Below are 12,431 nucleotides of genomic sequence, written 5' to 3' on the forward strand. Positions count from 1 at the left end.
GAAAGAAAGTGTGTAGGAAACAATGAGGGCCACTCTACCCCTGACGCACTACGCTGAAAACCGATAAGATCGCTGCAACCTGTCAGGAAAACTCACAGATGAGCCGAGATCTTCCGCCCCTCAATGCCCTGCGCGCGTTTGAAGCGACCGCACGACTCAACAGCGTCAGCCAGGCTGCCGAGCAGCTTCATGTGACCCACGGTGCGGTGAGTCGCCAGCTGAAAGTGCTGGAAGAGCACTTGGGTGTCAGCCTGTTCGTTAAGGACGGACGTGGCCTTAAACTCACAGATTCCGGGGTCCGACTGCGGGATGCCAGTGCCGAGGCCTTCGAGCGGTTGAGGGATGTGTGCGCTGAGCTCACCCAGAGCAGTGCCGATGCGCCGTTCGTCTTGGGGTGTTCAGGCAGCTTATTGGCTCGCTGGTTAATCCCGCGCCTGGGTCGCTTGAACGCCGACCTTCCGGACCTGCGCTTGCACCTCTCGGCGGGCGACGGCGATCTCGACCCGCGTCGTCCGGGCCTGGACGCGTTGCTGGTATTCGCCGAGCCGCCGTGGCCAGTGGACATGCATGTGTATGAGTTGGCCAGCGAGCGCATTGGCCCGGTCATGAGCCCACGTTTTGCCGGCTACGAGCGCTTGCGCCAAGCGCCTGCTTCGGCCTTGTGCGGCGAGGCGTTGTTGCACACCACGTCGCGTCCACAGGCCTGGCCCAGTTGGGCGCTGCAACACGGCATCACGCCCAGCGCGTTAAAGCACGGCCAGGGGTTCGAGCATTTGTATTATTTGCTGGAGGCGGCGGTGGCCGGTTTGGGTGTGGCAATCGCACCACAGCCACTGGTGGCAGAGGACTTGCGTGCAGGCCGCCTGGTGGCGCCGTGGGGTTTCAGTGAAACCCCGGCGCACCTGGCACTGTGGCTGCCCAAGCGCGCCGCAGACGGGCGCGCTCTACAGTTGGCGCAATGGCTCAAGGCTGAGCTGATGCGCCAACCGATTTAGTCACCGCGTTTGCACAACAGGTAAGCGGCCAGCAGGCCCAATGCGCCTACCGCTACACCCGCTGTAGTCCACGGGTGCTCTTGGGCGTAGTCACGGGTGGCAACGCTGGTTTCGCGGATTTTGACTTTGCTTTCTTCGTAGGCGTCGCTGATCAGATGGCGGGAGTGCTTAAGGGCATTCTCGGCATTGCTTTTGAGGGCCTTCAATGTTTTGCGCGACTCATCGGACGCATCGTCCTTGAGGCTCTCAAGGGACTTGAGCAGGCTCGAAATCTCGGCTTCCATGCTTTCCAGCGACGCTTTGCGTAAAGAAGTGTTGGCCATGTGGACTCTCCTGAAGTGATTGAGTGGCGTGTGTAGATACCGACTCCAGCGGTTTCAGAAAGTGCAGTAAATCTGAACTTTCGGGTGGGAACGGTCGCCAGAAGCAGTACGAAGAATGACTGCTAGGCTTCATAAACGACCCAAAGGAGATACGCCATGACTGATCACCACACCTACAAGAAAGTCGAATTGGTGGGCTCATCCACCACCAGCATCGAAGATGCGATCAACAATGCCTTGGCTGAAGCCAATAAGAGCATCAAGCACTTGGAGTGGTTTGAGGTGACTGAAACCCGAGGTCACATCAAGGACGGCAAAGCTGCGCATTTTCAAGTTACCCTCAAGGTGGGGTTCCGAATTGCCAGTAGCTGATAGGGCGAGTTGAACTTTGCCCGCTGGCCGATTGCCATAACCTGCGCTACAAACAATGGGTGCCGACGCCATGTGCGTCGGCATGTTCTTTTAGATCAGCGCAAGGAAAGTAACGGATGAAGAAGTTTCTGTTAGCGGTAGGGTTGTTGAGTCTCGCGGGTACCGCACTGGCTGCGGGCAAGCCTTGTGAAGAGCTGAAAAGTGAAATTGCAGCGAAAATCGACGCCAAGGGCGCTTCGGGTTATTCGCTGGAAGTGGTGGATAAAGGCGCTGCAACCGACGCAGAAGTGGTCGGTAGCTGTGAAGGCGGCACCAAGGAAATCGTCTACAAGCGCGGTTGATTGCGTGTTGCAGACATAAAATCGACGCACCTGTGGCAAGGGAGCGTCGGTTTTTTTTCGTCTGGGGTTTAGCCCTTCATCAACTGCGCCAGCAGCTCGTAGGAATGAATCCGGTCGGCGTGCTCATACAAGTCGCAAGTGAAGATCAACTCGTCGGCGCCGGTCTGTTCGATCAGCACCTCCAGTTTGGCGCGGATCTTCGCCGGGCTGCCGACCATTGCCAGGCCGAGGAAACTGCCCACTGCGTCTTTCTCATGGGGCAGCCACTGCCCGTCCATGGTCTCTACCGGCGGGCGTTGCACCAGGCTTTGCCCACGCATCAGCGCGAGGATGCGTTGGTACACCGAGGTGGCCAGGTAATCGGCTTGCTCGTCGGTGTCGGCGGCGACCAGCGGGATGCCGAGCATCACGTAGGGCTTGTCCAGCACGGCCGACGGCTTGAAGTGATTGCGGTAGACGCGAATCGCCTCGTGCATCAGGCGCGGTGCGAAATGCGAAGCGAAGGCGTAGGGCAAGCCGCGCTCGCCTGCCAGCTGTGCGCTGAACAGGCTGGAACCGAGCAGCCAGACCGGTACGTTGGTGCCGGTGCCGGGTACGGCGATGATGCGTTGGTCGGGTGTGCGCGGGCCCAGGTAGGCCATCAGCTCGGCAACATCTTCAGGGAACTCATCGGCGCTGCCGGAGCGTTCCCTGCGCAGGGCGCGGGCGGTCATCTGGTCGGAACCCGGTGCGCGGCCCAGGCCCAGGTCGATACGGCCGGGGTACAGGCTTTCCAAGGTGCCGAACTGTTCGGCGATCACCAGCGGCGCGTGGTTGGGCAGCATCACGCCGCCGGAGCCGACGCGGATGGTTGATGTACCACCCGCCAGGTAACCCAATAACACCGAGGTGGCCGAGCTGGCGATGCCGTCCATATTGTGGTGTTCAGCCACCCAGAAACGGTTGTAGCCAAACTTTTCCACATGCTGGGCCAGGTCCAGGGAATTGCGCAGCGACTGCGCCGGACTGCCATTGGCTCGCACCGGAACCAGGTCGAGGGTCGAAAACTTCACGTCGGACAGCGATTTCATAAGCCTGCTTCTCCAAGGGGGCGCGCAGGCTTTTTAGACGATCCAAAACCTGCCGCTTCATGTGCATGCTCTATGCAATGAGGGCATATACCCGAGATTCAATAGTGAGCGTGAAAATTCCTACTGAATTGCTAGGTTTCTCCGACAAGAAGATGAACTTTGCCAGGCTGTCTATCCTCAGAACCCTTACTGACGCAAAACCACCGTTCGAGGAGACCGCTATGAGTATCGTTAAAAAAGCATCCGCGCATTGGGAAGGTGACCTGAAGACGGGCCTGGGCTCCATCTCCACGGAAACCGGCGTACTGCGTGAAGCGCCCTATGGCTTCAAGGCGCGTTTTGAAGGCGGCAAGGGCACTAACCCGGAAGAACTGATTGGCGCGGCCCATGCTGGCTGTTTCTCCATGGCGTTTTCCATGATTCTGGGTGATGCGGGGCTTAAGGCTGACAGCATCGACACCCAGGCCGAAGTGACGCTGGACCAAGTAGATGGCGGTTTTGCGATCACCGCTGTGCACTTGATCCTCAAGGCCAAGATCCCAGGCGCGAGCCAGGCGCAGTTCGATGAGCTGAGCAAGAAGGCGAAAGAAGGCTGCCCGGTGTCCAAAGTGCTGAATGCAAAAATCAGCCTGGATGCCACGCTGGTTAGCTAACCCCGTAGGTCCACTGTGGGAGGGGGCTTGCCCCCGATAGCGGTCTAATCAGTGACAGAGATGTTGCCTGATCCGCCGCTATCGGGAGCCAGCCCCCTCCTACATTCATTTGTGCGTTAAATCAGAACTCGTGTTTCCAAACTGTGGTCGAATAGCCATATGCAGCCTAGGCGCACACCCGTGCGCACTGTATTCAGGGAGCTTCACACATGAAACGTTTTGCCTTGGCGATCATCTGCGGTGTGTTGGCCACTTCGGCTGTGGCCGCGCCCAAAGATTGTGAAGAGCTCAGGAAAGAGATCGAGGTCAAGATCCAGGCTAATGCGGTGCCTTCCTACACCCTCGAGATCGTCAGCAAGGAAGAAGCGGACAAGCACGACGTAGCCATGGTCGTCGGCAGCTGTGAGAATGGGACGAAGGCGATCATCTACCAGCGCAACAACGACTGATCAGAGACAGTTCACGCTGCGTTCTTCTGCCAGCAACTGACGGCTTGAGTCGTATAGCCGGATGTTGGGTGTGAACGCCAGCGAGCGTCCCTCCAGCACATAGCGCTGGCCCGCTTGGAAGTGGTCGTACTGCAAGGTCATGAAGCACGTGCGCTCCTGCATTTCGGTCATGCCGCCCAGGCCTGCGCCGGCGGGCACTTCAAAGTCAAAGCGCACCATCAGCTCATGGGCCCCGGGCGGCATCTGGAAATAGCGCCCGTCGTTGAGGTTTTTGCCGTCCAGACGCTGTGCCATCACCAACTTGGCCCTTGGCGTTGGCGTGATGAAATCGACCCAGGCCTGCTGCGGGTCGGCTGCAGGCAAGGGGGTCGAAGTACAGGCGCCGATGAACACGATGGCGACGCAAAGCAAGAGCTGACGCATGACAGGCACTCGGCGATAGGACGGGTAGTTCTGTCAGTATAAGCACGAACCTAACACCCAGGAGCAGTCAGGGCATGGTCAGGCGTTTTCTTCCGGGGTTGATGGTGGTGCTGCTCAGTGGTTGCTCCAGCGTCAGTTATTACGGGCAACTGGCGAGCGGTCAGTGGCAGCTCCTACGGGCCAGGGAGCCGGTTTCAGAGGTCATCGCCGACCTTTCCCGGCCGCAGCCATTGCGCGACCATCTCGCTCAATCCCAGAAAGCGCGAACCTTCGCCAGCGAACATCTGCACCTGCCTGACAACCAGAGTTACCGGCTGTACGCCGATATTGGTCGGCCTTATGTCGTCTGGAATGTCTTCGCCACCCAGGAATTTTCCCTGTCGCCCGAAAACCACTGCTTCCCCATTGCCGGTTGCGTGGCCTATCGCGGTTATTACAGCCAAGGCGCGGCGCGCGGTGAGGCGGCGTTATTGCGCCAGCAAGGCATGGATGTGTCGGTTGGCGGCGTCGAAGCCTATTCCACCTTGGGCTGGTTCAATGACCCGATCATGAATTCGATGATGCACTGGGGCGATGAGCGGCTGGCCACGCTGATCTTCCATGAGCTGGCGCACCAGCGTTTCTACGTGAAGGACGACACCGAGTTCAACGAGTCATTTGCCAATTTTGTCGAGCAGGAAGGCACTCGCCAATGGCGCGCCGCCCGTGGTTTGGCACCCACCGGCAATGGCTCTGTGCAGCAGCGTGACCAATTTACCCAGCTGATTCTCGACACCCGCAAGCGCCTGGAACAACTCTACGCTCAACCGTTGGCGGCTGATGTGATGCGCCAAGCCAAGGCGGCCGAATTCGAGCACTTGCGCCTTGAATACCGGCAGATGCGCGACAGCCAGTGGGGTGGCGACAAACGCTATGACGCCTGGATCAACCAGCCGATGAACAATGCGCGGCTGTTGCCGTTTGGTCTGTATGACCAATGGGTGTCGGCGTTTGCGGCGTTGTTCCGGCAGGCAGGTGGCGATTGGCTGAAGTTCTATGCTGCGGTTGAGCAGCTGGGTGAATTGCCGGTGGCGCAGCGCAAGGCTGCGTTGAGGCAGTTGGCGGGGGTTGATCTGTAGGGCCTCATCGGGGGCATAGGTATCTACACAACTTCCCGTGGATGCTGAATCTATGGCAAATGGGCTGTTGTGGTGAGCGGGCTTGTCCCGCGCTGGGCTGCGAAGCAGCCCCATCAAAGCCACCGCGTTTTTTCAGAAAAACCAAGTTGCCTGGTTTTGGGGCTGCTGCGCAGCCCAGCGCGGGACAAGCCCGCTCACCACAGAGTTATGTATAAGCCGGATAAGGTGGGAGGGCGCTTGCCCCCGATGGCGGCCTCAAGGCCGCTGCAAAAACGCCTGATGCATCTGCGCCAACGTCTCAAAGTGCCAAGTCGGCGCCTCGGCGTTCAACTCTTCAAAGCTACCAAACCCATAACCGACCGCCGCCGAATCCAGCCCATTGCTGCGCGCGCCGATCAGGTCGTGCTTGCGATCACCAATCATCAAGGTGGTGGCCGGGTCCAGGCCTTCCTCGCGCATCAAATGGGCGATCAGCTCGACCTTGTTGGTACGCGTCCCGTCCATTTCGCTGCCGTAGATCACCTTGAAGTGCTTGGCAAAGTCGAAATGCCTGGCGATTTCACGGGCAAATTCCCACGGCTTTGAGGTGGCGACATACAGCTGGCGGCCTTGGCTGCTCAAGTCCTGCAGCAGCGGCATCACACCGTCGAACACGCGGTTTTCATACAGCCCGGTGACCTTGAAGCGCTCGCGATAGAAATTCACCGCCTCCCACGCCTTGGCTTCATCGAAGTCGTAAAACTGCATGAACGCTTGCAGCAACGGCGGGCCGATGAAGTGTTCGAGTTTGGTCAGGTCCGGTTCATCGATGCCCAGTTTGCCGAGGGCGTACTGGATCGAGCGGGTGATGCCTTCACGCGGATCGGTGAGGGTGCCATCCAAGTCAAACAGCACGGTTTGGTAAGGCAGGCTCATTGGTCGAATCCTTCAGCCAGGTGCAGGTCTTTGAGCTTCACGTAGTTCGCGGCGCTGTAGGTGAAAAAGGCGCGCTCCTTGTCCGTCAGCGCGCGGGCTTGTTTAACCGGGCTGCCCACATACAAGAAGCCGCTGTCGAGTTTCTTGCCCGGCGGCACCAGGCTGCCGGCGCCGATGATCACGTCGTCTTCCACCACGGCGCCGTCCATCACGATGCTGCCCATGCCGATCAGCACGCGGCTGCCCACGGTGCAGCCATGCAGCATGACTTTGTGGGCGATGGTCACGTCGTCGCCGATCAGCAGCGGGAAACCGTCAGGATTGAACGGCCCGGCGTGGGTAATGTGCAGCACGCAGCCATCCTGCACGCTGGTGCGCGCACCGATGCGGATGCGGTGCATGTCGCCGCGAATCACGGTCAACGGCCATACCGAGCTGTCGGCGCCGATTTCGACATCGCCGATCACCACCGCCGAAACATCGACAAAAGCCCCGGCGCCCAGGGTTGGCGTGTGGTTCTGATAGGTGCGAAGGGTCACGATAGGCTCTCTCTCTTCTGCTGATAGCTGCGGTGGGCGTTGATTGTAATTAAGATGGCCCCATCTTTGTTCTTACATGTTTCTTCAGCCAAGGTGCCAACCGTGAGCGCGAACAACCCTCTTCTGCAGTCCTACGACCTGCCGCCGTTCTCGGTGATCCGTGCCGAGCACGTGCAGCCGGCCATCGAACAGATCCTTGCCGACAACCGCGTTGCCATCGAAGGCATCCTGCAAAGCCAGGGTAAAAATCCTACGTGGGCTGGCCTTGTACTGGCCATGGACGAATTGAACGACCGACTGGGCGCCGCCTGGAGCCCGGTCAGCCACCTCAACGCGGTGTGCAACAGCGCCGAATTGCGTGAGGCCTATGAAAGCTGCCTGCCGGCATTGAGCGCGTATTCCACCGAAATGGGCCAGAACCGTGCACTGTTCCAGGCCTTCGAAGCCCTGGCCAACAGCCCCGAAGCCGCCGGTTTTGATGTGGCGCAAAAAACCATCCTTGAGCATTCTTTGCGTGACTTCCGCCTGTCGGGTATCGACCTGCCGCCTGAGCAGCAGAAGCGTTATGCCGAAGTGCAGAGCAAACTCTCCGAGCTGGGCAGCAAGTTCTCCAACCAACTGTTGGACGCCACCCAGGCTTGGACCAAACACGTCACCGATGAAGCCACCCTCGCCGGCCTGACCGACTCGGCCAAGGCGCAAATGGCCGCTGCCGCCCAGGCCAAAGGCCTCGACGGCTGGCTGATCACCCTGGAGTTTCCTAGCTACTACGCGGTGATGATCTACGCCCAGGACCGCGCCCTGCGTGAAGAAATCTACGCGGCCTACTGCACCCGTGCGTCGGACCAAGGCCCGAATGCCGGTCAGAACGATAACGGCCCGGTGATGGAACAGATCCTCGACCTGCGTCAGGAACTGGCTCAACTGCTCGGCTTCGCGTCGTTCTCGGAACTGAGCCTGGCCACCAAAATGGCTGAATCCAGCGACCAGGTCCTGAGTTTCCTGCGCGACCTGGCCAAGCGCAGCAAGCCGTTTGCCACCCAAGACCTGCAACAACTCAAGGCCTACGCGGCTGAACAAGGCTGCGCCGACCTGCAAAGCTGGGACAGCGGTTTCTACGGCGAAAAACTGCGCGAGCAGCGCTACAGCGTGTCCCAGGAAGCCCTGCGCGCCTACTTCCCGATCGACAAGGTGCTGGGCGGCCTGTTCGCCATTGTGCAGCGCCTGTACGGCATCGAGATTGCCGAGCAGAAAGGCTTCGACACTTGGCACCCGGATGTCCGCTTGTTTGAAATCAAGGAAAACGGCCAGCACGTCGGCCGCTTCTTCTTCGACCTCTACGCCCGCGCCAACAAGCGTGGCGGTGCCTGGATGGACGGCGCGCGCGACCGCCGCCGCACTGTCGATGGCGTGCTGCAAAGCCCGGTGGCCAACCTAGTGTGCAACTTCACCCCGGCCGACAGCGGCAAGCCTGCCCTGCTGACCCATGATGAAGTGACTACGCTGTTCCACGAATTCGGCCACGGCCTGCATCACCTGTTGACCCGCGTCGAGCACGCTGGCGTATCCGGTATCAACGGCGTGGCCTGGGATGCGGTGGAGTTGCCGAGCCAGTTCATGGAGAACTGGTGCTGGGAGCCGGAAGGCCTGGCGCTGATCTCTGGCCACTATGAAAGCGGTGAGCCGCTGCCTCAGGACCTGTTGGAAAAAATGCTCGCGGCCAAGAACTTCCAGTCTGGCCTGATGATGGTGCGCCAGCTGGAATTCTCGTTGTTCGACTTCGAAATGCACGCCACCCACGGTGATGGCCGCAGTGTGGCGCAGGTGCTGGAAGGCGTACGTGACGAGGTGTCGGTGATGCGTCCGCCAGCCTACAACCGCTTCCCCAACAGCTTTGCGCACATCTTCGCCGGTGGTTACGCGGCGGGTTACTACAGCTACAAGTGGGCCGAAGTGCTGTCGGCGGATGCCTTCTCCAAGTTCGAAGAGGACGGCGTACTCAATGCCGATACTGGTCGCGCGTTTCGCGAGGCAATCCTGGCCCGCGGTGGTTCCCAGGCGCCGATGGTGCTGTTCGTCGATTTTCGCGGACGTGCGCCGTCGATTGACGCACTCTTGCGCCACAGCGGCCTGAGTGAGGACGCGGCAGCATGAGTGAAGGGCCTGTGATCACCAAGAAGCAATTTATCGCCGGGGCGGTCTGCCCGGCGTGCAGCGAGCCGGACAAGCTGAAAATGTGGACCGAAGACAACGTGCCACACCGCGAGTGCGTGGCCTGCGGGTACACCGACACCTTGAACGACCAAGGGCTGTCAGTGCCCAAGGAACTGGGTACGCGGGTCAATACTTCGGCGCTCAAAGCGCCGGCGGACCCCAAGGTTCAGGCAGTGCAATTCTTCCCGAACCCGAAGTTGAAAAAAGACTAAAAGTTTTACGCACATCCAATGTGGGAGGGGGCTTGCCCCCGATAGCGCAAGGCCAGTCAGGCTCTAAATTGGCTGACCCACCGCTATCGGGAGCCAGCCCCCTTCCACATTTTTTTGCCTGCGTTTATTCGACTTAGGTCGCTGAATCCATTCTCCACATCCTTAGCCTGCTATCATTTGTAACCATTGATTGCCAAAAATACACGAGCCGCTCCCCAGAAGCGGCCGAACAAACCCGTGACCACATGATGAGGTGCACCCATGTCTGATCAAGATCAAGACAACCCCCGGCGTGACTTTCTACGCAAATCCTTGACCTTGATCCCGGTGGTCACGGTTGCCAGTACCGGCCTCGGCGGCTCGATATTGATGGTTGCTCCGGAGCCGGCCCAAGCCGCGCCAGCCAAGCCTGCAACGAGCGACAAGGCTTACGAGCCGAGCTATTTCACCGCAGAGGAATGGGCGTTTATCAACGCCGCCGTCGAGCGCCTGATCCCCGCCGATGCCCAAGGCCCTGGCGCCCTGGAAGCCGGCGCGCCGGAATACATCGACCGTCAGATGAACACACCGTATGCCAGCGGCGCGCTGTGGTTCATGCAAGGTCCGTTCAACGCCGACGCTGCGCCGCAGATGGGCTGGCAGAGCAAACTGGTGCCCAAAGAGATCTATCGCCTGGGCATTGCCGCGACGGACGCTTGGTCGAAAGCCTTCAACGGTAAAGCTTTTGCTGCGCAAGACAGCGCTACCCGAGACGATATGTTGCACCGTCTGGAGGCTGGCGGCAGTGAAATGGCGGCGCATTTCGAGGCGGTGCCCGCCAAGATGTTTTTCAACCTGCTGCTGCAAAACACCAAGGAAGGCTTCTTCTGCGACCCGATCCACGGTGGCAATAAAGGCATGGTCGGCTGGACCATGATCGGCTTCCCCGGCGCTCGCGCCGACTTTATGGATTGGGTGGAACGCAACGAGCAATACCCCTTCCCGGCTGTTTCCATCCGTGGCGAGAGGGCATAAACGTGGCGACCATCATGAAGAAAGTGGATGCAGTGATCGTAGGCTTCGGCTGGACCGGCGCGATCATGGCCAAGGAGCTGACGGAAGCCGGCCTCAACGTGCTGGCGCTGGAGCGCGGCCCGATGCAGGACACGTACCCGGACGGCAATTATCCCCAGGTCATCGACGAATTGACCTACAGCGTGCGTAAGAAACTCTTCCAGGACATTTCCAAGGAGACGGTGACCATTCGCCACAGCGTCAATGACGTCGCCCTGCCTAACCGTCAGCTCGGCGCTTTTTTGCCGGGCAATGGCGTGGGCGGTGCGGGCCTGCATTGGTCGGGCGTGCACTTTCGTGTCGACCCCATCGAGTTGCGTATGCGCAGCCATTACGAAGAGCGCTACGGGAAAAACTTCATTCCCAAGGACATGACCATCCAGGACTTCGGCGTCAGCTACGAAGAGCTGGAGCCGTTCTTCGACTACGCGGAAAAAGTATTCGGCACCTCCGGCCAGGCCTGGACGGTGAAAGGGCAATTGGTGGGCGAAGGCCGTGGCGGCAACCCGTATGCGCCGGACCGTTCCAACCCGTTCCCGCTGCAAGCGCAGAAAAATACCGTCTCCGCACAGCTGTTTCAGAAAGCGGCTGCCGATGTAGGTTACAAACCCTACAACCTGCCGTCCGCCAACACCTCGGGGCCGTACACCAACCCCTATGGCGCGCAAATGGGCCCATGCAACTTCTGCGGTTTTTGCAGTGGCTACGTGTGCTACATGTACTCCAAGGCCTCGCCGAACGTGAACATCCTGCCGGCGCTGCGCCAGGTGCCGAACTTCGAGCTGCGGCCCAATTCCCACGTACTCAAGGTCAACCTCGACAGCACCAAGAAAAAAGCCACGGGTGTGACCTACATCGATGCCCAGGGCCGCGAGATCGAGCAGCCGGCGGACCTGGTGATCCTCGGTGCATTCCAGTTCCACAACGTGCGCCTGATGCTGCTGTCGGGCATCGGCAAGCCGTACGACCCGATCACCAATGAGGGCGTGGTCGGGCGGAACTTCGCCTACCAGAACATGGCCACCATCAAGGCCTTCTTCGACAAAGACACCCACACCAACAACTTCATCGGCGCGGGCGGTAATGGCGTGGCGATGGACGACTTCAACGCGGACAACTTCGACCACGGCCCCCACGGCTTTGTGGGCGGCTCGCCGATGTGGGTCAACCAGGCCGGCAGCCGGCCGATTGCCGGTACGTCCAACCCACCCGGCACCCCGGCTTGGGGCAGTGCGTGGAAGCGCGCCACCGCCGATTACTACACCCATCAGGTGTCGATGGACGCCCACGGCGCCCATCAATCCTACCGGGGCAACTACCTGGATCTGGACCCGGTTTACCGCGATGCCTACGGCTTGCCGCTGCTGCGTATGACGTTCGATTGGCAGGAAAACGACATCAAGATGAACCGCTTCATGGTCGAGAAAATGGGCAAGGTCGCCGAAGCGATGAGCCCCAAGGCGATTGCCGTGCTCGGCAAAAAAGTCGGCGAGCATTTCAACACCGCGTCGTACCAGACCACCCACCTCAACGGTGGCGCAATCATGGGCACCGACCCAAAAACCAGTGCGTTGAACCGTTACCTGCAGAGCTGGGATGTACACAATGTGTTTGTCCCAGGCGCGTCCGCTTTCCCACAGGGCCTGGGCTACAACCCGACAGGCCTGGTGGCAGCGCTGACCTACTGGTCGGCCCGGGCGATCCGCGAGCAGTACCTGAAAAACCCCGGCCCACTGGTTCAGGCATAAGGAGCG

Annotated in this window: 15 protein-coding genes; 10 read left to right on the top strand and 5 right to left on the bottom strand. The window is 59.8% G+C overall.

Annotated elements, in window-relative coordinates; translation table 11 throughout:
- Positions 1 to 98: 98 nt before the first annotated feature.
- Positions 99 to 995 (top strand): LysR family transcriptional regulator, encoded by an 897-nt coding sequence (locus PspS35_RS00190; RefSeq protein WP_159932234.1) that lies wholly within the window; start codon positions 99 to 101, stop codon positions 993 to 995.
- On the opposite strand, the gene PspS35_RS00195 is transcribed toward PspS35_RS00190, so the two are convergent.
- Positions 992 to 1,318, bottom strand: a complete 327-nt coding sequence (locus tag PspS35_RS00195) for a DUF883 family protein (RefSeq protein ID WP_032885107.1) — start codon at positions 1,316 to 1,318, stop codon at positions 992 to 994. The genes PspS35_RS00190 and PspS35_RS00195 overlap by 4 nt on opposite strands.
- A 156-nt stretch (positions 1,319 to 1,474) precedes the next feature.
- Here PspS35_RS00195 and PspS35_RS00200 point away from each other — a divergent pair, with 156 nt between their 5' ends.
- Both PspS35_RS00200 and PspS35_RS00205 read left to right on the top strand, forming a co-directional pair.
- Positions 1,475 to 1,690 carry a dodecin gene (locus PspS35_RS00200; RefSeq protein ID WP_057011580.1) on the top strand — a complete coding sequence of 72 codons (216 nt, stop codon included), beginning with the start codon at positions 1,475 to 1,477 and terminating at the stop codon, positions 1,688 to 1,690.
- Between the two features lie 116 nt (positions 1,691 to 1,806).
- Positions 1,807 to 2,031, top strand: a complete 225-nt coding sequence (locus PspS35_RS00205; protein WP_159932236.1) for a DUF1161 domain-containing protein — start codon at positions 1,807 to 1,809, stop codon at positions 2,029 to 2,031.
- A gap of 68 nt (positions 2,032 to 2,099) precedes the next feature.
- On the opposite strand, the gene PspS35_RS00210 is transcribed toward PspS35_RS00205, so the two are convergent.
- A complete protein-coding gene (locus tag PspS35_RS00210; RefSeq protein WP_159932238.1) occupies positions 2,100 to 3,101 on the bottom strand; it encodes an LLM class flavin-dependent oxidoreductase in 1,002 nt (333 codons plus the stop codon).
- A gap of 221 nt (positions 3,102 to 3,322) precedes the next feature.
- Here PspS35_RS00210 and PspS35_RS00215 point away from each other — a divergent pair, with 221 nt between their 5' ends.
- Together PspS35_RS00215 and PspS35_RS00220 are read left to right on the top strand one after the other, a co-directional pair.
- Positions 3,323 to 3,754, top strand: a complete 432-nt coding sequence (locus PspS35_RS00215; RefSeq protein WP_017253980.1) for an OsmC family protein — start codon at positions 3,323 to 3,325, stop codon at positions 3,752 to 3,754.
- A gap of 209 nt (positions 3,755 to 3,963) precedes the next feature.
- Positions 3,964 to 4,203: a DUF1161 domain-containing protein gene (locus PspS35_RS00220; protein ID WP_159932240.1), complete on the top strand. Its 240-nt coding sequence runs from the start codon at positions 3,964 to 3,966 to the stop codon at positions 4,201 to 4,203.
- Here the strand turns inward: PspS35_RS00220 and PspS35_RS00225 are convergent, their stop codons facing one another.
- Positions 4,204 to 4,626 carry a hypothetical protein gene (locus PspS35_RS00225; protein ID WP_159932242.1) on the bottom strand — a complete coding sequence of 141 codons (423 nt, stop codon included), beginning with the start codon at positions 4,624 to 4,626 and terminating at the stop codon, positions 4,204 to 4,206.
- A gap of 74 nt (positions 4,627 to 4,700) precedes the next feature.
- On the opposite strand from PspS35_RS00225, the gene PspS35_RS00230 reads away from it, so the two are divergent.
- Complete coding sequence (locus PspS35_RS00230; RefSeq protein ID WP_159932244.1) at positions 4,701 to 5,744, top strand: aminopeptidase; 1,044 nt, start codon at positions 4,701 to 4,703, stop codon at positions 5,742 to 5,744.
- 255 nt (positions 5,745 to 5,999) lie between these two features.
- Here the strand turns inward: PspS35_RS00230 and PspS35_RS00235 are convergent, their stop codons facing one another.
- Both PspS35_RS00235 and PspS35_RS00240 read right to left on the bottom strand, forming a co-directional pair.
- Positions 6,000 to 6,659: an HAD family hydrolase gene (locus tag PspS35_RS00235; protein ID WP_159932246.1), complete on the bottom strand. Its 660-nt coding sequence runs from the start codon at positions 6,657 to 6,659 to the stop codon at positions 6,000 to 6,002.
- The gene (locus PspS35_RS00240) at positions 6,656 to 7,198 is read right to left on the bottom strand and encodes a gamma carbonic anhydrase family protein (RefSeq protein ID WP_159932248.1); all 543 of its coding nucleotides are present in this window, start codon (positions 7,196 to 7,198) and stop codon (positions 6,656 to 6,658) included. Before PspS35_RS00240 ends, PspS35_RS00235 begins: the two co-directional genes overlap by 4 nt.
- A 54-nt stretch (positions 7,199 to 7,252) precedes the next feature.
- Between PspS35_RS00240 and prlC the strand changes: the two genes are divergently transcribed.
- The 4 genes from prlC (at position 7,253) to PspS35_RS00260 (ending at position 12,425) form a co-directional block, all read left to right on the top strand.
- Complete coding sequence (prlC, locus tag PspS35_RS00245) at positions 7,253 to 9,352, top strand: oligopeptidase A (RefSeq protein WP_174244773.1); 2,100 nt, start codon at positions 7,253 to 7,255, stop codon at positions 9,350 to 9,352.
- The gene (locus PspS35_RS00250; protein WP_010207776.1) at positions 9,349 to 9,624 is read left to right on the top strand and encodes a YheV family putative zinc ribbon protein; all 276 of its coding nucleotides are present in this window, start codon (positions 9,349 to 9,351) and stop codon (positions 9,622 to 9,624) included. Before prlC ends, PspS35_RS00250 begins: the two co-directional genes overlap by 4 nt.
- Before the next feature lie 261 nt (positions 9,625 to 9,885).
- The gene (locus tag PspS35_RS00255; protein WP_159932252.1) at positions 9,886 to 10,638 is read left to right on the top strand and encodes a gluconate 2-dehydrogenase subunit 3 family protein; all 753 of its coding nucleotides are present in this window, start codon (positions 9,886 to 9,888) and stop codon (positions 10,636 to 10,638) included.
- A 2-nt stretch (positions 10,639 to 10,640) separates the two neighbouring features.
- Positions 10,641 to 12,425: a GMC family oxidoreductase gene (locus PspS35_RS00260; protein WP_159932254.1), complete on the top strand. Its 1,785-nt coding sequence runs from the start codon at positions 10,641 to 10,643 to the stop codon at positions 12,423 to 12,425.
- Positions 12,426 to 12,431: the final 6 nt, after the last annotated feature.

Source organism: Pseudomonas sp. S35 (assembly GCF_009866765.1).
Classification (GTDB): domain Bacteria; phylum Pseudomonadota; class Gammaproteobacteria; order Pseudomonadales; family Pseudomonadaceae; genus Aquipseudomonas.